The sequence below is a fragment of the Streptomyces antarcticus genome (assembly GCF_026627255.1).
Classification (GTDB): domain Bacteria; phylum Actinomycetota; class Actinomycetes; order Streptomycetales; family Streptomycetaceae; genus Streptomyces; species Streptomyces antarcticus.
This window is the reverse complement of sequence record NZ_JAPNLM010000007.1, coordinates 42,102-64,741: the sequence shown is the minus strand read 5'-3', so window position 1 is coordinate 64,741 and position 22,640 is coordinate 42,102. Positions and strand designations below refer to the sequence as shown.

At 74.4% G+C, this 22,640-nt stretch carries 9 protein-coding genes; all 9 read right to left on the bottom strand.

Annotated elements, in window-relative coordinates; all coding sequences use genetic code 11:
- Window positions 1-11 precede the first annotated feature (11 nt).
- The 9 genes from OTB16_RS13085 to asnB are packed head-to-tail and all read right to left on the bottom strand — an operon-like array spanning window position 12 to window position 22,600.
- Complete coding sequence (locus OTB16_RS13085) at window positions 12-2,552, bottom strand: lantibiotic dehydratase (protein ID WP_267720303.1); 2,541 nt, start codon at window positions 2,550-2,552, stop codon at window positions 12-14.
- Window positions 2,549-6,472, bottom strand: coding sequence for a condensation domain-containing protein (locus tag OTB16_RS13080; RefSeq protein ID WP_267720302.1), 3,924 nt, complete (start codon window positions 6,470-6,472; stop codon window positions 2,549-2,551). The genes OTB16_RS13085 and OTB16_RS13080 overlap by 4 nt, the downstream gene beginning before the upstream one ends.
- The gene (locus tag OTB16_RS13075) at window positions 6,469-8,073 is read right to left on the bottom strand and encodes a class I adenylate-forming enzyme family protein (protein ID WP_267720301.1); all 1,605 of its coding nucleotides are present in this window, start codon (window positions 8,071-8,073) and stop codon (window positions 6,469-6,471) included. Before OTB16_RS13075 ends, OTB16_RS13080 begins: the two co-directional genes overlap by 4 nt.
- Window positions 8,057-9,931 (bottom strand): ABC transporter ATP-binding protein, encoded by a 1,875-nt coding sequence (locus OTB16_RS13070; protein WP_267720300.1) that lies wholly within the window; start codon window positions 9,929-9,931, stop codon window positions 8,057-8,059. Before OTB16_RS13070 ends, OTB16_RS13075 begins: the two co-directional genes overlap by 17 nt.
- On the bottom strand, window positions 9,931-11,724 hold the full coding sequence (locus OTB16_RS13065; protein WP_267720299.1) for an ABC transporter ATP-binding protein: 1,794 nt from the start codon (window positions 11,722-11,724) through the stop codon (window positions 9,931-9,933). The genes OTB16_RS13070 and OTB16_RS13065 overlap by 1 nt, the downstream gene beginning before the upstream one ends.
- Complete coding sequence (locus OTB16_RS13060) at window positions 11,721-16,229, bottom strand: non-ribosomal peptide synthetase (RefSeq protein WP_267720298.1); 4,509 nt, start codon at window positions 16,227-16,229, stop codon at window positions 11,721-11,723. The genes OTB16_RS13065 and OTB16_RS13060 overlap by 4 nt, the downstream gene beginning before the upstream one ends.
- Entirely contained in the window at window positions 16,226-18,796 is a 2,571-nt protein-coding gene (locus OTB16_RS13055) for a condensation domain-containing protein (protein ID WP_267720297.1), read from the bottom strand. The genes OTB16_RS13060 and OTB16_RS13055 overlap by 4 nt, the downstream gene beginning before the upstream one ends.
- Before the next feature lies 1 nt (window position 18,797).
- Complete coding sequence (locus OTB16_RS13050; protein WP_267720296.1) at window positions 18,798-20,687, bottom strand: non-ribosomal peptide synthetase; 1,890 nt, start codon at window positions 20,685-20,687, stop codon at window positions 18,798-18,800.
- A 47-nt stretch (window positions 20,688-20,734) separates the two neighbouring features.
- Window positions 20,735-22,600 carry an asparagine synthase (glutamine-hydrolyzing) gene (asnB, locus tag OTB16_RS13045; RefSeq protein ID WP_267720295.1) on the bottom strand — a complete coding sequence of 622 codons (1,866 nt, stop codon included), beginning with the start codon at window positions 22,598-22,600 and terminating at the stop codon, window positions 20,735-20,737.
- Window positions 22,601-22,640: the final 40 nt, after the last annotated feature.

Sequence of the window (22,640 nt, the reverse complement as noted above, 5' to 3'; positions counted from 1 at the left end):
GGGTGTTCCCTTCACTGGGAGTCGACCGCGACGATGCGGAACTCGCTGGTGTATCGATGGCCCTGCTGGTCCGTCAGCCAGGTGTCCTCGGCCGTGGGGAGCATCTCGCTCACCGTGAACGCCGGCCGGGAGCCGGGGGCGGGGACGGGGGCGGCCCGGACGGCGTGGGCGAACGCCTTGGTGAAGGCCGGGCTCTCGAAGTCGACGTAGAACGGCTTGGTCTCGTGGACGGCCTTGACGAAGACGAACCTCGGCATGTCGTGCTCGCGCGCCCACCGCCGGACGGCGGTGAACTGCTCCAGCTCGTCGTCGTTGTCGCCGAAGGGCAGCTCGGCGGCGTGGAAGCGCCAGGTCTCGCGGCTGACGACCAGCCGGTCGATGCTGATGCGGGGCGTGTGGGCGAGGGCGGCCATCGGCTGGAAGCGGCTGACGACCTTGAAGCTGAGCGCCTCGGCGAGCAGCTCGACCATGTCGAAGACGGTCCCGCGGTCCACGTCCCGGGCGACGACGGCGCCCGCCGCGGACCGCTCGACGACGAGGGAGCCGACGGGCAGCGCCTGCTCGTCCGCCGTGTACCAGGACGACTCGTCGCTGAGCAGCAGCCGGTGGTCCTTCGCCGAGGTGAGCAGCGGCACGAAGCGGGTCGAGTACAGCCAGTACTTGGGCAGCACGGGGATGACCCGGGCCTCGGGGATGTCGGCGGCCACGGCCGCCATCAGCTCGTCGGGCCGCGGGTGCTGGTTGACGAAGAGCAGGTTGCGCAGGGTGTTGGCGCCGGCGTGCAGTTCGCCGAGGACCAGCTGGTAGTCGCCGCGCTCGACGGCTTCCGGGCTCTGCGCGGCGAGCATGACGTCGGGGCACTGGTGGCGCGCCGCGGGCCAGCCGGCGTCGGGGGCGGCGAAGCGCTCGGCGACCGCCTCGCGCAGCTCCGCCGCGCTCCGGGTGACGCGCCGGGCTCCGTCGAACGGGCCGAGCACCTGCGCCCAGCGGCGCTGGAGTTCGGCGACGGCCGAGTCGATGGGCTGCTGGACCTGGCCCAGCAGCAGCGGCTGTACGGCCTGCCAGAAGGCGGTGAAGCGCACCTCGGAGCCCGACGCGGCCAGGTCCCGGTACAGCCGGTCGAAGACGTCCCGGTAGCCGGCCGCGACCGTGTGGGTCAGCCAGCGGGCGGAGTCGAGCATGAGGGTGAGCGGGGGGCCGAGCTCTTCCCGCAGCCGCGTACCGAGTTCGACGCCGCCCGCGCGGCGGGTGTCCTCGTACACGAGGGTGCGGGCGCCGTACGTCTCGCCGCGGGCCCGGGTCGCCGGCTTGCCGGTGAGTTCGGTGAAGGTGGACTCCAGGTGTTCCAGGGCCCGCGCCAGTTCGGCGGGCTTGCCCGCGGCTCCCTGGACCCCGGCCCGCGCCTCGGCGAGCAGGTCCAGCCGGGCCACCGCGGACTCCCGCAGGGCCGTGTCGCCGATCCGCGCCAGCTGGCGGCGCAGGGCGGACTCCGGATCTGGCTGCAGCGGCAGCTCCAGGTCCCAGGCGATCAGCCCGCTCTCGCACATCGAGGCGAGCAGTCCCATCACCTGCTGCTCTCCGCCGCTGAGGCCGGGCAGCAGGCTGGCGGCCAGCTCACCGACCTCCACGGCGGTGCGGCGGCCGTCGCAGAGCTCCAGGACGGTGCCCAGGGTGGCGACCTGGGCCTCGGGCAGGGTCACCGGGCCGGAGGGGCGGTGCAGGAGGTTCCCGTCGATCCGTACGGCGGGCAGCCGGCGCGGGGCCATCCAGCGGCGGGTGGACGGCTCCGTGCCCAGGGACTGGGCGAAGGAGTCCAGGCACCACTGCTCGAAGTACACCTCGCGGGACTCCAGCAGCTCCTTGTCGGTGCGCACGGCCAGCGGGGCGCCGTCCGTGACGAAGGAGCCCCAGCCGATGGGGCCGAAGAAGCCGATGGAGTCGTTCTTGACGCAGTACCGCTGGAGGTAGCCGGCGGCCAGCGCCTCGTGCTCGCGGCGGCGGGAGTTGCGGCGCTCGCCGCCGGGGCGCTCCAGGCGGCTGATCCCGGTGGTGAAGGCGGCCCGGTTCTGCCAGATGACGGCTTCCTGGAACAGCGGGTCGGCGGCGGTCTCCCGCAGTGCCTCCGACAGGCGCTCGATGTCGTGGTCGAACGCGGTGCGGGCGGCCGCGAGTTCGGCCTCGGCCTGCTGCTCGGCCTCCGCCAGGGCGGCGTATTCCGGGCGGTCGGCCGGGGCGCCGGGCAGCTTGCCCTTGTTGAGGCGGGAGATGGCGCGCAGCAGGGGGCGGCGGCGCTCCAGGTCGTCCCACCCGCCGCTCTCGCGCAGGGCGTCCAGCTCGGCGCGCAGGGCGCCGAGGGCGTCCTCGCGCCGGGCGGCGGCCCGGTCCCGGGCGAGGGACAGGCGGTCGGCGGCGGCGGCCGTGCCGGGTGCGGCCAGCCGCAGCACCCGGGCGGCGGGGAACCCGGCGCCGCGGACGCCCAGCAGGCGCCAGACGTCCCAGTCGCCGCCGGGCAGCGGCAGCAGGTGGCCGGTGGGTTCGGTCGTCTCGGTCACAGCTCGCCCTCCTCGCGTACGTCCGGGCCGGCGGCGCCGGCCTCGGTGGTGGTGTCCTGGGCGGCCGCGCTCTCGCGGGCCCATACCAGGGCGTCGACGAAGGCGGCGCTCTCGGCGAGGGTCCGGGACTGCATGACGGCCCTCACCGGTACCTCCACGCCGAACGCGTCGCGCACGGCGCTGATGAGCTGGGCGGCGAGGAGGGAGTGCCCGCCGAGGTCGAAGAAGTCGTCGTGGGCGCCGACGGGTTCGACGTCGAGGATGTCCTCCCAGATGGCCGCCAGGATCCGCTCGGTCTCGTTGCGGGGCGGCGTGTGGCCGTCGTCCGCGGCCGCCGTGCCGACTGCGGCGGCGGCGGTCCGCCGTGCCAGCAGGTCCGGCGGGCACAGCTCGGCGACGGGGGTGTCGGGGCTGGTGAGGAGGTCGGCGAGGGTCTGGCGGAAGTGGGCGGCGAGCCGCTCGGCGGTGCCGCCCGCGTACACGTCCGTGCTGTGGTGCAGCGAGCCGTGCAGTGCGGCGCCGGTGTCCACCAGGGTGAGCATCAGCTCGTAGGGCGCGGTGTGCTGCTCCACGGCCAGCGGGGCGGCCTCCAGGCCTCCCCAGGCGACGGTGTCGGATCCGACGCCGAGGACGAACGGCGCGGAGGCCTGCCCGGTGTGCGGCTTCTGGAACAGGAAGGCGGCCTGGAAGAGCGGGTTGCGGCCCGGGGCGCGGCGCGGCCGGACGTGCTCCAGGACCAGCGGAAGCGGGTACGCCTGGTGGTCGAGGTCGCGCACGACGTCCGCGTGCAGCCGGCCGAGCAGGGTCGCCGGGGTGTCCCCGGGGGCGAAGGAGGCCCGTACGGGCAGCGGGTTGACGAAGTAGCCGATGACGTCCTCGTCGGCGCGGCGGCCGCGGTTGGCGGCCGGGGAGCCGACGATCACGTCGTCCTGGCCGCCGGCGTGGTGGAGGGTGATGTGGAAGGCCGCGAGCAGCAGGCTGTACAGGGTGACGCCGCGCTCGGCCGCGAAGGCCCTGAGCCGGCCGGTGAACTCGGGGGCGAGGGTGAAGGCCCGGCGCCCGGCCCGGTGGTCGGCCACCGCGGGGCGGGGGGCGTCCGTGGGGAGTTCCAGGACGGTGGTCGCTCCGGCGAGGCGCTGCTCCCAGTAGGCGCGCATCCGGTCCCCGGCGGGGCCGGCGAGCAGCGCGGCCCGGTGGGCGACGTGGTCGGCGTAGCCGTGGTCGGCCGCCTGATCCGCCTCGGGGGTCCCGGGGGCCTCGGCGGGGACGGCGGCCTCGGCGGCCTCCTCCCGGTAGAGCCGGCCGAGTTCGTCGGTCAGCAGCACCGCGGACCACAGGTCTCCGGCGATGTGGTGCAGGGTCAGCAGGAGCAGGTGGGTGGATTCGGGGCGGGTCAGCAGCAGGGCGCGCAGGACCGGTCCGCGCTCCAGGTCGAAGGGCGCGTGGGCGGCCTCGGTGAGGCGGTCGCGGACCTGGCGCTCGTCCCAGTCCCGGGCGTCGGCCCGGTTGAGGACCGCCTCGGCCGTGTCGGCGGTCACCGGCACCGGCCGCCCGTCCTGGACCCGGTAGGTGGTGCGCAGCACCGCGTGGCGACGGGTGAGCCGGGACAGGGCCGAGCGGAGGGCGTCGGCGTCGAGCGGTCCGTGCAGGCGGAAGGGGATCGCGATGGTGTAGGCGGCGCCGCCGGGGTCCTCCTGGTGGGCCTGCCATACCGCGTGCTGGCCCGGGGTGACCTCGCCCGGCGCGGCCCGCGGCCCGAGCGGGGCGGCCGCGGCGGTGTCCCGCCGGGCTTCGGGGGCGTCGTCGGGGAAGGCGGCGGCCGCCGCTTCGGCGAGGGTGGCGCCGCCGAGCAGCTCGCTCAGCGGCAGGATGGCGCCGAGCTCGTCCCGGACGGTGTTGGCCAGGCGTACGGCGCCCAGCGAGTCGAGGCCCGCGGCGCCCACCGGCCGGTCGAGGTCGACCGATCCGGCCGGGACGCCGGTCAGGCCGGCGACGCGGCGGACCAGCAGCGAGCGTACGGCCCGCGTACGCCCGGCCGGGTCCAGCGCGGCGAAGGCGGCCCGGTCGGGGGCTGCCGCGTCGGGGGCGGAGGCGTCGGAGGCTGCCGCGTCGGGGGTGGCCGCATCGCCGCCCGCGGGACCGGAGCCGCCGGCCCACAGCGGCTCGAACTCCCCAGCCGTGTAGCGCTTGCGGGTCAGCCGGCGCTGGATCTTGCCGCTGGTGGTCTTGGGGATGCTCCCCGGCTTGACCAGGACCACGTCGTGGAGGGCCACCTCGCACTGCTCGGCGACGGCGGCGCGGACCGCGGCGACGGCCCGCTCCCCGTCGAGGCCGCGCACGGCCCGCCCGTCCACCTCCTGGACGAGGACCAGGGCCTGCGTACCGTCGTGCTCGACCGCGAAGGCCGCTCCGCAGCCCTTGCGCAGGCCGGGGTGGCTGTGGTCGGCCGCCCGCTCGATGTCGGTGGGGTAGAAGTTGCGGCCGCGGATGATGATCAGGTCCTTGCGGCGGCCGGTGACGTACAGCTCGCCGTCGTCGAGGAAGCCGAGATCGCCGGTGCGCAGGTATCCCTGGTCCGGCCGCTCCTCGGCCGGGACGGCTCCGACGGCCTCGGCCGGTACGGCGCCCGCGACCTCGGCCGGTACGGCGCCCGCGACCCCGGCCGGGACCGCGCCGAAGGCCTCCGCCGTCTGCCCGGGGTTGCCGAAGTATCCGGCGGTGACGCTGCCCCCGCGGACCCAGATCTCGCCGACCTCCAGGTCGGGCAGGGTGCGCAGGGTCTCGGGGGAGACGACGCGCACGTCCTGTCCGGCGAAGGCCCGCCCGCTGCCGACCAGGGTGCGCCCGGGGGCGCCGGGGGCGGGCGCGTCGGCGCGGCCGGCCTGGAGCGCGGCGGGGTCGACGGCGCGTACGGCCGGCTCCTGGTGGGCGGCGGTGCCGGTGACGAAAAGGGTGGCCTCGGCCAGCCCGTAGCAGGGCAGGAAGCTGCTACGGCGGAAGCCGCAGTCCCCGAACGCCTCGGTGAACGCGTCGAGGGTCTCGGGCCGGATGGGTTCGGCGCCGTTGAAGGCGACCTTCCAGGAGCTGAGGTCGAGGCCCTCCCGGTCGGCGTCGGTGACGGCCCGCACGCACATCTCGTACGCGAAGTTGGGTCCGCCGCTGACATCGGCACGCTCGTCGGAGATGGCCCGCAGCCACTGGAGGGGACGGCGCAGGAAGTTCATCGGCGACATCAGCGTGACCGGGAAGCCGCCGTACAGGGGGGTGAGGATGCCGCCGATGAGGCCCATGTCGTGGTAGGGCGGCAGCCAGACGACGGCGCGCGAGGCGGCGGTGACGCCGAACGCCCGGCTGATCATGTCCATGTTGTGCAGGAGGTTGGCGTGGGTGACGACCACGCCCTTGGGGGCGGCGGTCGACCCGGAGGTGTACTGGAGGAAGGCGGTGGCGCCGGGCTCGGGGTCGTGGGTCCGCCACGCGGCGGCGAGGCCGGGTTCCAGCACGTCGGTGGCCACGGCGCGCAGGGCCGCCAGCGGGGTGCCGGCGACTCCCCGCTCCAGTACGGGGACGATCGCCGCGGTGGTCAGGGCGACGGCGGCGCCGCTGTCCAGGGCGACGGCGGCCAGCTTGCCGACGGTGCTCAGGGAGCTGGGCGGGTACGCCGGGACGGGGACCGCTCCGGCGTACAGGCAGCCGAAGAACGCCGTGACGTAGTCGAGGCCGGGCGGGTAGAGCAGCAGGACCCGGTCCCCTGCCGCGGTGCCCTCCTGCTGGAGGCGGGCGGCCACGGCGCGCGCGCCCGTCTCCAGCCCCCCGTAGGTGACCGTTCGCGGCCCGTCGTCGGCGAGGAAGCGGAAGGCGGTGTCCGCCCCCTGCTTGTCGGCGCGCTCGCGCAGCAGCCGTACCAGTGTCCCGTTCATCGGTCGTTCCCCCGTGCCGGTGTTCCGTGGTGGTCGTGTGGGTGCCGCAGGGCGGCGCGCCGGATCTTCCCGGAGGAGGTCCGGGGCAGCGCGGCTACGAACTCGGTGCCCGAGGGCACCTGGTGGGGCAGCAGCCGCTCGCGGCAGTAGGCGGTCAGCTCGGCCGCCGCGAGCGGTCCGGTGGCCACGACGGTCGCCCGGACCCGCTCTCCCCCGCCGGGCAGTTCCTCGCCCCATACCGCCGCCTCGGCGACCAGCGGGTGTCCGGTCACGACGGCCTCCACCTCGGCCGGGTTGACCTTCTTGCCGCCGACGTTGATGAAGGAGTCCTTGCGGCCGATCAGGTGCAGCCGGCCGTCGCCGTCGGTGCGGGCCACGTCCCCGGTGGCGTACCAGCCGTCGGTGAACGCCGCCTCGGTGGCCTCGGGCCGCTGGTGGTAGCCCGCGAACATGGCGGGCGTGCGGACCAGCAGCGCGCCGGGCTCCCCCGCCGCCACCGGCTCGCCGTCCTCGCCGACCAGGCTGATCCGCACGCCGGGGACGAGGTGCCCGACGCCGCGGTCGGCGGCCGGGTCGTCCGCGAGCTGGGTGGCGATGATCCCGGCCTCGGTCGAGCCGTAGACCTGCTGGATCCGCAGGCCGGTGACGGTGCGGAAGCGCTCCGCGGTGGCCTCGGCGAGGGCGGATCCGGAGGACAGGCAGAGCCGGACCGTCCCGGTCGAGCCCGGGCTGCCGGCGGCCGAACGGGCCAGCAGGTCGTAGGCGAGCGGGGTGGCGACCAGCACCGTGGCCCGTACGTCGGCCAGCTCGCGCAGCAGCGCGCCGGGGGAGAACCGCCCCAGCAGGGTGAGGCAGGCACCGGTGAGCAGGGAGGTGACCAGGCCGGACACCATGCCGAAGGAGTGCAGCAGCGGTACCGCGAGCAGCACCCGGTCCTCTTCGCCGTAGCCGTGGACGTCCGCGTAGATGCGGGCCCCGCGCACCAGGTTGGCCTGGGTGTGCACGGCGGCCTTGGGCTCCCCGGTCGACCCGGAGGTGTACTGGTGCAGGAACGGCAGTCCGCCGTCCTCCCCGGCCGGCGGCGAAAGCGCGCCGTCGGGCCCGGCGGGAGCCTCGCCGTCGGGCCCCGCAAGGGCTTCGGCGCCGGCCTCCGCGGGGGCTTCGGCGGTGTCCGCCGTCGCCTCTGCGGGCCACGCCCCGGCCGCGGTGACGGCCGCGAGCCGGGACCCGGCGCCGACCAGCACCGGGCCGTGCGGGCCGTTCTCCCCGGCCGCGCCCAGCCGTCGCCGCAGGTCCGCCAGGGCCGCGGGCGTGGAGTCCGGCTCGGCCGGGACGAGCCGGGCGCCCAGCCGGGCAGCGGCCAGGAAGGCGACGGCGGACTCGGCGGTGTTCTCGAAGAGGAGCACCACCGTGGAGCCCGGCCGGACGCCCGCGCGGGCCAGTGCGGCCGCGCCGGTGAGCACCGCGCGGTGCAGGGTGCGGAAGGTGTGCCGGGTCCGCGCGTCCCGCAGGGCGGGCCGCTCCGGACGGGTCCGCGCCCCGGCGTCGATCAGCGACCACAGCGACGGCTCGTCGCGCTCCTGCTCAGCCCGTCGCTGCATCGAGCACCTCCCGCTGTTCCGTCTTTCCGGCGGGGGCCGTGTCCCCGGCGGGAGCCGTGTCCGCGGCGGCGCCGGGTGCGAAGTCGGGCTGCTGGTGGCGGAAGTAGGCGTCGTACAGCGCCGTGTAGGCCCCGCCCCGCGCGAGCAGCGTGTCGTGGTCCCCCTGCTCCACGACCACGCCGTGGTCCAGGACGACGATCCGGTCGGCCTTGCGCACGGTCGGCAGCCGGTGGGCCACGACGATGGTGGTCCGGTCGGCCGACAGGGTGTCGAGGCCCTCCTGGACCAGGGCCTCGGTCAGCGGGTCCACGCTGGCGGTCGCCTCGTCCAGGACGAACACGGCCGGGTCCTGGAGCACCAGGCGGGCCAGTGCGATCAGCTGGCGCTGCCCCGTGGACAGGTTGCGCCCGCCCTCGGTCGTCGGGGTGTCGAGGCCCTGGGGCAGCATGTCGACCCAGTCGCCGCCGGCCACCGAGCGGGCGGCCGCCTCGATCTCCCGCGTGCCGGCCCCTTCGCGCCCGTGGCCGATGTTGCCGCCCACGGTGCCCGAGAACAGGTACGGCGTCTGGGCGACGACCCCGAGGTGCGCGCGGTACTGGGCGAGGTCGAGGTCCCGCAGGTCGCGGCCGTCCACCAGGATCCGGCCGCCCTGGAACTCGTAGGCCCGCCCGATCAGCCGGACGACGCTGGACTTGCCGGCGCCGGTGTGGCCCACCAGGGCGACCGTTTCGCCGCGCTCGATGACCAGGTCGCAGTCCTTGAGCACCGGGTCGCCGTCGCCGTAGCCGAAGGTCACGCCCTCGAACTCGATCCGGCCCTCCAGGTGCGGCACCGGCTGCTCGTCGTTCTGGACGACGCCGGGGGTGCGGTCCGTCAGCGCGAAGATGCGCTCGGCCGCGGCGAGCCCCTGCTGGAACTGGCTCCAGTACGAGGCGATGGCGGTGAGCGGGAACCAGAACATGGTCAGCGCCTCGAAGAACAGCGCCCACTCCCCCGCGCTGAGCCCGCCCGCGGCGGCGTTGCGGCCGCCGAGCCAGGCCACGGCGACCGTACCGAGGCCGGTGAGGGTGAGCAGCAGCGGGAAGATGCCGCTGAAGAGGCGGTTCATGCGCAGGGTGGCGCGGAACCACTGCCGGTTGACCTCGACGAGTCCGTCGTACGTCGACGTCTCGCGGCGGAAGTTGCGGGCGACGGCGATGCCGCGCAGCGTCTCCTGGACGTAGGAGTGGATCTCGGCCATGGAGCGCTGCTGCTGCTGCGAGGCGCGGCGCGAGATGCGGCGGAAGACGAGGCTGACGCCGACGATGACGGCCGCGACCAGGCCCGTGACCACCGCGAGTCCGGGGTTGATGACGAACAGCGCCAGCAGCATGATCCCGACCATCAGGATCTGGCCGACGACGTTCAGGGTGAGCGTCAGCAGCGTGGCGAAGGTCTGGGTGTCGGTGGTGACGCGGCTGGCGACGGAGCCGGTGGTGTGGGTGTCGAAGAACGCCTGGTCCTGCCGGAGCACGGCGTGGAAGGTGCGGTCGCGCATCTCCAGCACCACGTCGCCGACGAGCCGGCCGACCGCGCGCTGCTGGACGAAGGTGAACAGCCAGGCGGCGACGCCGGAGAGGACGGCGGCCGTCACCAGCGGTACGAGGCTCTCGCCGACCGAGTCGGCGGTGTCGACGACCTGCGACAGCACGATGGGCAGGGCCACGCCGGCCGCCGCCGTTCCGAGCACCATCACGCAGATCAGTACGGCCGTCCAGCGGCGGGCGGTGAACAACGGCCGGATGCGGCGCAGCAGTTCGCCGTCGCTGTAGGCCCGGTCGTAGCTCTCGGGGTTGAGACCCTCGAGGATGGGCGCCATCAGTGGCCTCCTTCGTCGGCCCCGGACGTGGCCGTGGCCAGGTACGGCGCGAAGATGCGGTGGTAGAGCTCGCAGCCGTCGATGAGGTCCTCGTGGCGTCCTTGGCCGACGATCCGGCCCCGGTCCAGGACGATGATGTGGTCGGCGGAGCGGATACGGGACAGCCGCGGGGTGATCATGAAGGTGGTGCGTCCCGCCGAGGCCCGCTGGACCGCCTGGTGGATCTCCTGCTCGGTGGCGCTGTCCACGGCGCTGGTGGAGTCGTCGAGCACCAGGATCCGCGGGTCGGCGAGCAGGGCCCGGCCGATGGCGATCCGCTGGCGCTGGCCGCCGGAGAGGGTGACGCCCCGCTCGCCGACCAGGGTCTCGTAGCCGTCCGGGGACTCCATGATGAAGTCGTGGGCCCGGGCGTCCCGGGCGGCCTGCTCCAGGTCGGCGCGGCTGGTGCCGGGCGCGCTGCCGAAGGCGAGGTTGTCGGCGATGGAGGAGGAGAAGAGGACCACGTCCTGTTCGATGACGGCGATCTGGCCGCGCAGTGACTCCAGGTCCCATGCGGCGACGTCCACGCCGTCGACGAGGACCCGGCCGGAGCCGGGCACGTAGGTCCGGTTGAGCAGCTGGAGCAGGGTGGTCTTGCCGCTGCCGGTCGGTCCGACCAGCGCCACCGAGGCCCCGGCGGGGACGGTGAACGAGATGTCGTGCAGCACGGGGCTGTCGCCGTACCCGAAGGTGACCGAGTCGAAGCGGACCTCGCCGTCCACGGGGGCGGCGTGCCCGCCCTCGGAGTCGTCGCCGTCGGAGCGGTCGTTGATGACCTCCAGGATGCGGCGGGCGCCGGCGATGCCGTAGTAGAGCAGGCCGATGCTGAAGGCGGCCAGCTGGGTGGGGCCGCGCAAGGCGCCCATCAGACCGAGGTAGGCGATGAACTCGCCGATGCTCAGGGAGCCTTCGCGGACCAGGACGGCGCCGTGCAGCAGGGCGCCGGCGACGGCGAGGTTGATCAGCAGCGGCGGCAGGTACAGGGACTGTACGTCGGCCTGGCGGACCGTGGCGTCGCGGTAGTCGCGGGCCAGGTCGTTGAAGCTGCGGCGGGCCGATTCCGCGCTGCCGATGGCGGCGACGGTCTCGATGCCGGAGAGGGTCTCGGAGACCTGGGCACCGAGGTTTCCGTTCGCCTCGCGGACCTGTCCGGCGACGGGTTCGAGCCGGCGCCCGTGGGCGAGCAGCACCAGCACGAACACGATGACGAACGTGACCGGTGAGAGGAGCAGCTCCGGGGCGATCAGACCGATCGTGATCACCGGCACCAGGATGCTGAGCAGCATGTCGATGGTCATGTCGGCGCCGGGCGACAGCATCAGGTTGAGCGCCTCGGCGTCACCGGTGACGCGGGCGGACAGGTCGCCGACCGGGCGCCGGTTGTAGAACGACTGCCCCTTGCGCAGCAGCGCCGAGAACAGCCCGGTGCGGGCGTCGCGCTCGGTGCCGCTGGCGTACGCCTCCAGCGAGTAGGTGCTGACGAAGCCGCCGAGGCCGCGCAGCAGGACCATCGTCAGGATGAGCAGGATGACGCCGGTGAAGCGCGCCATGTCCGGCTCGGGCTGGAGCACGGCGTCGATCGCGACGCCCACCGCGATCGGGATCCCCGCCGACAGCAGGTGCCAGAGCACGCTGCCCGTCAGGTGTGCGGTGATGTGCCCCTTGAACTGGGACACGTGGGACCAGAGCCAGCGCCCGACGCTGTCGGTCGGGGCTCCGGCGCGACCGCGGTCCGCGGGGGACTGCGTGCTCATTCGTTCTCCTCGTTCCGCTTCCCGTCGCGCGTGGGCGCGGGCAGGAAGCCGCTGTACACGAGGTGCGCCAGGTACGCGCGCACCAGTGCCTCGTCGACGGGCGGGCACGCCACCGCCGCCGCCTCGAAGGCGTTCTCCGCCGGCGCGGCGCAGGGCGCGCCGGCGGGGGCCTGGTCCATGGACCCGCCCAGCGTCGCGACGAAGGGGTGCAGGGCGTTGTCCCAGGACCGCTCGGTGGCCGCGACCAGTTCGGCGAACCATTGCGCGTACGGCAGGGGGCGCAGGTCGTAGCCGAAGCCCCGGACCCAGCCGAACAGCTCTGACAGCGCGACCGGCCGCGGGTGGGCGAGGTCGAAGGCGCGGCCCGCGCCGCCGTCCCGCGTCAGGGAGGCGGCCACGACGGCGCGGACGACCACGTCGACGGGGACCATGTGGACCGGCAGGGCCACGTCCGGGTAACTGCCCAGCTGGACACTGCCCTTGATCATGGCCCAGATCAGGTCCTTGGGGTTGCCGCGGCCGGTGACCCGGTGCCCGGAGACGTAGTCGGGCCGGTGCACGGTGACCGGTACGCCCCGCTCGCGGGCCTGGACCGCGAGCCGCTCGGCGACCCACTTCGACTGGTTGTACCCGCCCTGGAGCGTGGCGGCGGTCTGCTCGTCGGGGCCGGGCGCGGCCACCGGTACGGCGGCCGTGGAGACGTGGTGGACGCGGGCGCCGCCGGCCCGGGCGGCGAGCCGCAGGACCTCTTCGGTGCCCTGGACGTTGGCCGCGGCCAGCGCCTCGTAGGGCAGGACGAAGTTGACGCGGGCGCCGCTGTGGTAGATCGCGTCCAGGTTGTCGGCGAGGGCGTCGAACCGGTCCTCGGACAGGCCCAGGAGCGGGGCGTCGAGGTCGCCGCGGACGATCTCGACGCGGCTCTCGTCCAGGCCGTCGACGGCCTGTTCGGCGGCGACCCGGCGCAGCCGCTCCAGGCCCGCTGCCGCGTCGTCGGCCCGGACCAGGCAGTGCACGACGGCCTCGGTCCCGCGCAGCAGCGCGTCGAGCAGGTGGATGCCGAGGAAGCCGGTGGCTCCGGTCAGCAGCACCTTGCGCGGCCGGCCGGGCAGGGTGCGGGCGGCGCCGTCGGCGACGGCGACCGCCGGGTCGAGGGCGGCGCCGAGGTCGGGCGCGCCGTCGGCCGCCGCGGTGCGCGGGCCGGTGCCGGCGACGAGGCGGGCGAGCGCGCCGACGGTGGTGGCCGCGAACAGTTCGACCAGCGGGATCTCGGCGCCGAAGCGGCGGCGGAGTTCGAAGGCGACCCGCGGCACGAGCAGGGAGTGCCCCCCCAGGGCGAAGAAGTCGTCCTCGGCCGTGATCTCCTCCACGCCGAGCACCCCGCGCCAGATCTCGGCGATCCGCAGCTCGACCGGGTCCACCAGCGGGGTGCCGGTGCGCACCGCGGCGCCGTCGCCCTGGGCGGGCGCGGGCAGCGCCTTGCGGTCGTGCTTGCCGTTGGAGTTGAGCGGTATCCGGTCGAGCACGGTGAGGGTGGTGGGGACCATGTAGTACGGCAGCTGCCGCCGCAGGTGCTCGGTGAGACCGGCGGGGTCGGCGGTGCGGCCCGGGCGCGGTACCGCGTAGCCGGCGAGCCGCTTCTCGCCGTGCTCGTCGAGGCGGACGATCACCGCCGCGTCCTGGATGTCGGGGTGCTTCCCGAGGACGGCCTCGATCTCCTCGAGTTCGATGCGGAACCCGCGGATCTTGATCTGCCGGTCGACCCGGCCGAGCACCTCGACATCCCCGGTGGGCAGGACGCGGGCCAGGTCGCCGGTGTTGTAGAGGCGGGCGCCGGGCTCCTTGGCGAAGGGGTGCGGCAGGAAGCGCTCGGCGGTCAGGCCGGGCCGTCCCACGTAGCCGCGAGCCAGGGCGAGGCCGCCGATGTAAAGGGTGCCGTTGACGCCGACCGGCACCGGCTGGTGGCGGTCGTCGAGGACGTAGAACTCGGTGTTGGGCAGGGGGCGGCCGATCGGGACGGACTCCTCCAGGCCGCGCTCTGGCATCGGGGTCTCGAAGAGGCCGCTGTCCACCGTCGACTCGGTGATGCCGTAGGAGTTGACCAGGCGGGTGTCCGGCGGGCACAGGGCGTGCAGGGCCCAGTAGTCCTTCATGAACCAGATGTCCGCGCCGACGGCGAGCACCTTGAAGTTGTCCAGGAGCCTGCCCTGTTCGGCCACGTGGCCCGACAGCAGGCGGACGACGACCGGCACGAGGTCGGCGAAGTCGACGCGCTCGCGCTGGAGCAGTCCGTACAGCTTCGCCGGGTCGAGCAGGACGTCCCGGCCGCAGAGCACCAGCGAACCGCCGGAGCACAGGGCGCGCACCAGGTCGCCGGTGAACACGTCGAAGGCGAGGTTGGCGGCCTGGAGGTGGCGCTTGACGACGGTGCCGAGCTCGTAGACGCGGGCCCAGGAGCGGAACGCGCTGACCAGGGCCCCGTGGGTGATCATGCCGCCCTTGGCGCGGCCGGTGGAGCCGGAGGTGTAGACGATGAAGGCGAGGTTCGCCGCGACCGGCCGGGGGGCCCCGTCGGGGTCCGCCCCGTCAGGGTCCGCCCCGTCCGGCAGGCCGTCGTCCCCGGCGGCGAGCCACTCGTCGAAGTGACCGACCGGGACGCCGTCGCCGAGGCCGGGCACCGCCTCGGCGGTGGCCCGGTCGACGAGGAGGACCTTGACCTCCGCGTCGGCGATGACGAAACGGAGCCGGTCCACGGGGTTGGCCGGGTCGAGCGGCACGTAGGCGCCGCCCGCCTTGAGCACGCCGAGCAGGGCGGCGATGGTGTCGGCGGAGCGCGGCCCGCACAGGCCGACGCGGACCTCGGGCCCGACCCTCATGGCGCGCAGCCGGCGGGCGACGCGTTCGGCGCCGCGTTCCAGTTCGCCGTACGTGGTGCGCCGGTCGCCGTCGACCACGGCGACCGCGTCGGGGGTGCGGCGGGCGTGCTCCTCGAACAGCCGGTGGACGCATTCGTCGGGCTCGACGGCGACGGAGATCTCGTTGGCCTCGCTCAGCAGCGCGTGGCGCTCGCTGTCGGAGAGCAGCGGGACCTCCGCGGCGGCCAGCCCGGGGTCGGCGGTGACGGCGGCCAGCACCCTCGCGAAGTGGCGGGCGAGCCGTCCGACGGTCTCGGCGCCGAAGAGGTCGGTGTTGTACTCCCAGTCGCAGCGCAGCCCGCCGTCCGGGTCCTCGGAGACGTCGAGGGACAGGTCGAACATGGCGCTGGTGCGGCGGTCCGCGCCGTAGTGGGAGAGCCTCAGGCCCGGCAGCTCGGCGTCCTGTACGGGGGCGTTGTGCAGGTTGAGCATGGTCTGGAAGAGCGGCGCCCGGCTGAGGTCGCGGTCGGGCTGGACCTGCTCGACGATCCGCTCGAAGGGCACGTCCTGGTGGGCGAAGGCGTCGAGGGACAGCTGCCGGACCCCGGCCAGCAGCCGGCGGAACGGGGCGTCGCCGTCGAGGTGCAGGCGCAGCGGGAGGGTGTTGACGAGGAAGCCGATCAGCGGCTCCGTCTCCGGGCGGTGCCGGGCGGCGAAGCTGGTGCCGACGACCAGGTCGGGACGGCCGGAGTGGCGGTGCAGGAGCACGCCGTAGGCCGCGAGCAGCGCGACGAAGAGCGTGGTGCCCTCCTCACGGGCCAGGGCGCGGACGCGGTCGGCGAGTGCGGCGGGGAGGACCTCGGTCAGCACCGCGCCCGCGTGGGTCTGCACCGGGGGGCGGGGGCGGTCGGTGGGCAGCTCCAGGGTGGGCAGCTCGCCGGCCAGCTGCCGCGTCCAGTAGTCGAGTTCGCGGCCGGTGGCGCCGTCCTTGCCGTACTGCTCGCGCTGGCGGTGCGCGTAGTCCCCGTACTGGGCGCGCAGCGGGGGCAGCGGGTCGCCGCCGCCCGCGGCGAAGGAGCCGTAGGCGAGGGCGAACTCGCGGACGAGGATGCCGGTGGACCAGTCGTCGCCGACGATGTGGTGCAGGTTCAGGAGCGCCACCCACTCCTCGTCGGCCAGCCGGAGCAGACCGACGCGCAGCAGGGGGCCGGTGGCCAGGTCGAAGGGGGCGGCGCCGTGGGCGGCGACGAGCCGGGCGGCCTCCGCGTCCCGTTCGGAGTCCGGCAGGCCGCGGAGGTCGGTGACGGGCACGTCGGGGTCGGCGGGTTCGGCGATGACCTGGTGGGGCCGGCCGTCGACGGCCGGGAAGGCGGAGCGCAGCGTCTCGTGGCGCCGTACGACCGCGCCGAAGGCGCGCCCGACGGCGGGGACGTCGAGGGTGCCGGTGAGCCGGATGGCGTACGGCATGTTGTAGACCGGGCTGCCGGGGGCCATCTGGTCGAGGAACCACAGGCGTTCCTGGGCGAAGGACAGCGGGCGTTGGGTGGTTCCCGGGAGGGCCGCCCCCCGCTCGCGCAGTCTGCGCATCAGGAGGGCGTACTTCGCCGGCGAGAGCCGGCGCAGCCGTTCCAGGTCCGGCACGGGTCGGGTCACGGGGTGTGCTCCTGCATGTTCTGGGCGTGGCTCGTCAGCCACTCGACGAGCTGCTGCGGCGTCCCGCTCCCGGTCAGCTCCCCGTGGAGGGGCTCGGCGCTCCACCAGTCGACGGACAGGGCGCCGTCCCGCTCCTGGAGGACGACCTCCAGCGGGTGGTGTCCGACGGCCGGTACCGCTTCGAGGCGCAGCCCGGGAATCCCGGCGGCGCGGAAGGGGCCGCCTTCGGGCTCCACGGCCGCGTCCCCGAGGTGGGTCAGGCCGACGGCTGCCCGGCCCGGTCCGGCCGCGGCGGCCGGCAGGGTCACGGTGCGCGCCGCGGTGGCGGCGGCGACCAGGCGCGCGGGCCGGCCGGCGGTGGCGGTGTGGTCGGCGACGGCCAGGGACAGGGCCGTACCGCCGAACGCGGCGCCGAGGACGTCCCGCAGCCCCGCGGCGACGGCGGCGGCGGCTCCGCCGGGGGCGGCCGCCAGGGCGCGGCTGTGGGCCGGGGAGAGGGAGCCGCCGTCGTGCCGGGCGGGCGTTCCCGCGGCGGGGGGCAGCGCCGTGTGCCCGTCGGCCGCGGCACCCGCCCCGGCGGCGATGGCGGCGGCAGTGTCGGCGGCGGCGATGGCGGCGGCGGCGGTGCCCCCGGCGGGCCGCTCGGGAGCGGCGGCCGGCGGAAGGCTGACGGGAGTACCGGCGCGAACCTGCGTCAGGGCGGTGGCGAGGTCGTCCAGGAGCACCCGCCAGCCGGCCGTGTCCGCGGCGAGCTCGTGCACCACGAGCAGCAGCCGCGCGGGCCGCTCCCCGCGCTCGACGAGGACCACCTGGGCCAGGACGCCGGCGGCGGGGTCGAGGCGTGCGCGCAGCTTGCGTTCCAGCGCGCGCAGCAGGGCGGGCTCGTCCTGCTCGGCGCGGCGGGTGAGGTCGACGGCGGCCACGGGTGCCGCGGGGGCCGCGGGGGCCGTGCCGCGGCGCCACATGCCGTCGGAGGCGCGGAGGGCGAAGCGCGACCGCAGGGCCTCGTGGTGCAGGACGACGGCGAGGACGGCGCGGCGTACGTCGACCAGCGCGGGCCGGGTGTCGAGGTCGAGCAGCAGCGCGCGGGCCCCTGCCCGGCCGGACTCCAGCAGCGCCTGCTGGGCGGCGGTCACCGGGGTGGTTCCGTCGCCGTCGTCGCCGCCGACGAGGGCGGCGCTGCCGTGCGCCGACAGCTGGAGCCGCTTGCCCGCGCCGTCGAGCGGGTCGGGCAGCGCCCGCCGGGTGACGACGCCCCGCGAGCGCGGGACCTCGTCGAGCCGTACCCAGTGCTCGGGGTGCAGGAACTCCGGGAGCCGGGCGGCGGCCGCGGCCCGCAGCTCGCTCTCGTCGGCGGTCGCGCCCTCGCGGACCACGAAGTAGGCGGCCAGGCGGCTGCCCAGGGCTTCGCGGGTGCCGGGGTCGGTGTAACCGATGCGGGCGAGCATGGACTTGACGCGGTGGATGTTGACGGGGGTGCGCAGTTCGGCGTCGGCCTCGGCGCGCGCGAGGTGGCCCAGGCGGACCTCCCAGCGGGTGGGCGACTCGTAGTTGTGGAAGCCGCGCTCCAGCTTGTGCACGTACACGCCGACGTCGTTGATCATGCAGTTGGAGCTGCAGAACCCGGTGTCCTTGGGTGCGCTCCACATCTCCGAGGTCGCGGCGAGCAGCGCCCGGATGCCGTCCTTGGTGACCTCCGAGTAGCGGAAGTAGTCGACGACCTCGACCTCGTCCACCGCACGGTCGGAGCCGGAGTCGGTCCGGTCGCCCACCCGGTGGTAGACCTGCCGGCCGACGGCGAGCTGCTTCTCGATGCGCTCGGCGTCGAAGTCGCCTTGGCGGTAGAACCACAGGAGCCGCTCGTCGATGATCTGGCCCCGGGAGAGGCCGGTGACGATGCTGGGGATGCCGCGGTCGTAGGCGAGCTGGTTGGCGAGGTCCAGGAGCGAGCGGAAGCAGCCGTTGCAGACGCTCTTGTGCTCCTTGAGGCTCTGGACGAAGACCCGGTTCTGGTCCGCGCGGGTCTTGGTGACGTGATCGATGCCCAGGGCGGCGGTGACCGTCTCGACGTTCTCCAGCGCGGTCTTGGAGATGAACCCGTTGTCGAAGGTGAAGGTCATCACCCGCAGGCCGAGGCGGACGAGCTGGTGCAGGACGTACGTGCTGTCCTTGCCGCCGCTGAAGAGGAGCAGGCAGTCGTAGTCGGAGCCGGCGGCCGCGGCGCGCTCGCGGATGCGGGCGGCGAAGGCCTCGGTGTCGCCGAAGTAGCCGTGGATCTCGTCCCGGTGCTCCTCGTACATCGTGCACAGGCCGCACACGCCGGTGCCTGCGTCGAGGTCGAGCCCGGGGTAGCGGCCGTCCATGCCGCAGCGGACGCAGATCTCCGCCGGTGCGTCCTCCAGTGTGCCGCCGCGGAAGACGACGGCGGCGTCGAGGACGTCGGGGTGCTCGAGGAGCACGGACTCGACCTGGCGCTCGATCAGCCGGATGCTCTCGGCCGACGGCAGGTCCTGGCCGGTCGTCGCGGGGTCCTGCGGGGTGCCCTCGGGGGTCACGGTCTGTGTCATATCAGGCACTTCCACCCTGGAGCAGGCGTTCGGCCTCGGCGTCGTCGAGGTCGTCGAGGGAGTCGAGGAGGTCGTCGAGGGAGTCGCCGCCGGTGAGGATGGCGGTTTCGACGCGCTCGGCGAGGGCCTCGACGGTCGGACCGGCCAGGAAGTCCTGGAGCGGGATCTCGACGCCGAACTCGGCACCGATGAGGGACAGCAGGCGCATCACGAGCAGCGAGTGGCCGCCGGACTCGAAGAAGTCGTGCCGGATGCCCGGTTCCTCCACCGGCAGCAGCTCGGTCCAGATCCGGATCAGCGCGGTCTCGGTGGGCGTGCGCGGGGCGACGTACCGCGTCGCGGAGGCCTGCTGCGGCAGGATCGGGGCGGGCAGGGCGCGCCGGTCCACCTTGCCGCTGATGGTCCGCGGCATCCGGTCCAGCGGGACGAACACCCGGGGGACGGCGATGTCGGGGAGGCGGCCGCCGAGGTACGCGGCGAGCGCCTCGGGCTCGACGGCCTCGGCGAGTTCCACGAAGGCGCACAGGTTGGCGACCTCGCCGGCGGCGTCCTTGACGGGGACCACCGCGGCCTCGCGGACGGCGGGGTGGGCGCGGACCAGGTGCTCGACCTCGCCGAGCTCGACGCGGACGCCGCCGATCTTGATCTGGTGGTCCTTGCGGCCGATGAACTCCAGTGATCCGTCGGCCAGGATCCGGCCGAAGTCGCCGGTGCGGTAGACGATGTCGTCCGGATCGTCGCCGAGCGGGTTGGGCACGAACGCCGCCAGGGTGGCGTCCGGGCGCAGGTAGTACCCCAGGGACATGAAGGGCGTACGGATGTAGATCTCGCCGACCGTGCCCTGCGGGCTGGGCTTGCCACGCCCGTCGAGCACGGCGATGCGGGCGCCCGGCATGGCCTGGCCGGCCGGGATGAGCTCCCGCTCGGCGTCGGCGGGGGTGACGACGTGGAAGGTCTTGGTCATGGTCGTCTCGGACGGCCCGTAGAGGTTGACCAGCGTGACGCGTTCGCCGTGCCGGGCGAACCAGCGGCCGGCGTCGGCGGCGGCGAGGGGCTCGCCCGCGGTCAGCACGGCGCGCAGCGAGGCGAAGCCGGGGCTGTCGGCGGACTCCGCGGTCGTGGCCAGTCCGCGGAAGACGGAGGGCACGCAGTGGACGAGGTCCAGCTTCTGCGCGTCGATCCAGCGGCCGAGTCCGGCGCCGTCCAGGAGCAGGCCCGGCGGGGGGACGACGGCGGTGCCGCCGGTGGTCAGCGGGAGGAACAGGTCGCGCAGCACGGCGTCGAAGGCGACGGAGGCGAACTGGCTGACGCGCCAGCCCGGCTCGACGCCGAGCAGCTCGCTCTCCCAGCGGATGTAGTGGTCGATGCCGCGCATCCGGCCGGCGATGGCCTTGGGCGTTCCGGTGGAGCCGGAGGTGAAGAAGATGTAGGCGGGGTCGTCCGCGTCGGGCACGTGCGGGTCGGCGAGGGGCTCGGCGGCGGCGGGCACGGCCAGGTCCACGACGAACCGGCCGGCCTGGGGCACGGCGGAGTCGAGCAGCTCGGCCACCCGCCCGGCCTCGCCGGTGCCGGTGACGACGAACTCCGCGGCGGTGCCGGACAGGGTGTCGCGCAGCCGCAGGCCGGGTCCGGCGAGGTCGAAGGGTACGAAGACGGCACCGGTCTTCAGGATGCCCAGCACGGCGACGGCGAACTCGCGCCGGTCGGTGGTGAGTACGGGCACCAGGGCGCCCGGGGTCGCGCCGGCGGCGCGCAGCCGGGTCGCCAGCAGGTCCGAGCGGGCCGCCAGGTCGGCGTAGGTCAGGTCGCCCTGCGGGGTCTGGACGGCCACGTGCTCCGGAAACTTCTCCGCGGCCTGCCCCACCAGGGCGTGGATCGGGTCGAACGCCATCGTGCTTTCCTCCATCGGTCGGGGCCGGCGGTGCCGTCCCCGGCAGGTCATGAGTGGTCGGGTAGGCCGAACGAGTCCAGCAGGACGCCGAACGTGAGGACGACCAGCAGCAGGTCGTCCCCCAGGTGCGGGTGGACCTCGAAACCGGGCTCGGTGTACTGCTTCTTCAGCAGTTCGGTCACGTCGGGGTTGAAGTAGCCCTGCCGCTTGATGCGGTCGTGGGCGAGCATGTCGCCGACCCACTCGGGGTTCTGCCGGAGCAGCCCGGGGCTGCCCTGGGCGCGGAAGCCGAACTTCTCGCGCTGGATGATCGGGTCGGGCACCAGTCCGCGGGCCGCCTGCTTGAGCACGTACTTCTCGGTGCCGGCGTGGACCTTGAGGCGGGCCGGGATCCGGGTGGCGAAGCGGACCAGGTCGATGTCGAGGAACGGGTAGCGGGCCTCCACGGAGTTCGCGAGGGCCATCCGGTCGCCGTGGTCGGTGAGCAGGTGGTCGGTGAGCCGCAGTTTGAAGTCGAGGTAGGAGCGCTGGTGCAGGGGGTGGCGGCCGCGCAGCATCGCGCCGTCGGCCACCGGGTGGCGCAGGGCGTCGAAGCCGGCGAATGAGTCGACGAGGCCGGGTGCGTACAGGTCGAGCTTGGACTCCCGCCAGGCGTGGTAGTCGCGCTCGTAGAACACCCCGGGATCGCCCCACAGGGTCTGGCGCGCCTCGTGCTCCAGCTGTCCTTCGAGGTCGGTGCCGTGGGCGTCGCGGTTCCCGGCGTGGTCGAAGCGGTAGCCGAGGTATCCGCCGAACAGCTCGTCGGCCCCTTCACCGGTGAGCACCACCCGGGTGCCGGAGTCGCGCACGGTCCGGGACAGGGCCAGCGAGCAGGTGTTGTACGTCTCCTTGACCGGGGTCTCGGCGTGCCAGACCATCCGCCGCAGCTCGCCTTCGATGTCGGCGGTCTCGAAGCGGGTCTCGTGGTGCTTCGGGCCCAGGAGGTCCACCATCATCCGCTGGTGGCGGGACTCGTCGATGCCGCTGTCGCCGAAGGCGATGGAGAAGGAGTGCGGGACGGCGCCCGGGTCGGCCCGGTGGACCAGTGCGGCGATGAGGGAGGAGTCCAGGCCGCCGCTGAGGTAGTAGCCGACCGGGACGTCGGCCTGCAGCCGCCGGCTCACCGAGGTGGCGAGCAGCTCCCGCAGCGTCTCGCTCCAGTACTCGTCGCTCTGCTGCTCCTCCTCGCCGTCCTGGGGGTAGTCGAGGTCCCAGTAGGTGGTGGTCCGTACGGTGCCGTCCTCGACGGTCAGGTACTCGCCGCCCTTGAGGCTGCTCACCCCGCGGAAGACGGTGCGGGGGCTGACCGGGCCGGGGAAGGTGAGGACCTGGTCGAGGCCGGTCAGGTCCACCGCCCGCTCGACGGCGGGGTGTTCCAGGACGGCCTTGATCTCGGAGCCGAACACGAGGTGCCCGGCGGTCCGCGCGTAGTAGAGGGGCAGGATGCCCATGTGGTCGCGGGCCAGCATCAGGCTGCGCCGGCGGCGGTCGTAGAGGGCGAAGGCGAACTGCCCGTTGAGCCGGTCCAGGAGCGCGGGGCCGTGCTCCTCGAAGAGGTGCACGATGACCTCGACGTCGGACATCGTGGTGAACCGGTGGCCCTTGGCCTCCAGTTCGGCGCGCAGTTCGCGGTGGTTGAAGATCTCCCCGTTGCAGACGAGGACGAGCGAGCCGTCCTCGTTGCGGATGGGCTGGTCGCCGGCGTGCACGCCGACGATGCTCAGGCGCCGGAAGCCCAGTCCGGCCCGGTCGTCGAGGTAGCGGCCGCCGGAGTCGGGTCCGCGGTGCAGCAGCGTGGCGGTCATGGCGTCGAGAGCCCGGGCGTCCACGGCGGGCGCCGCGCCGAGGGCGACCGCGCCGGTGATTCCGCACATGATGGTTCCCCCCTGTTGTCTGTCGTTCTGCTCGGTGGAG

What these genes read in the sequence shown, in the direction of transcription:
- OTB16_RS13065 (WP_267720299.1), bottom strand. Translation starts at nt 11,724, where the DNA reads ATGAGCACGCAGTCCCCCGCGGACCGCGGTCGCGCCGGAGCCCCGACC.
- asnB (WP_267720295.1), bottom strand. Translation starts at nt 22,600, where the DNA reads ATGTGCGGAATCACCGGCGCGGTCGCCCTCGGCGCGGCGCCCGCCGTG.
- OTB16_RS13055 (WP_267720297.1), bottom strand. Translation starts at nt 18,796, where the DNA reads ATGACACAGACCGTGACCCCCGAGGGCACCCCGCAGGACCCCGCGACG.
- OTB16_RS13075 (WP_267720301.1), bottom strand. Translation starts at nt 8,073, where the DNA reads ATGCAGCGACGGGCTGAGCAGGAGCGCGACGAGCCGTCGCTGTGGTCG.
- OTB16_RS13050 (WP_267720296.1), bottom strand. Translation starts at nt 20,687, where the DNA reads ATGGCGTTCGACCCGATCCACGCCCTGGTGGGGCAGGCCGCGGAGAAG.
- OTB16_RS13070 (WP_267720300.1), bottom strand. Translation starts at nt 9,931, where the DNA reads ATGGCGCCCATCCTCGAGGGTCTCAACCCCGAGAGCTACGACCGGGCC.
- OTB16_RS13080 (WP_267720302.1), bottom strand. Translation starts at nt 6,472, where the DNA reads ATGAACGGGACACTGGTACGGCTGCTGCGCGAGCGCGCCGACAAGCAG.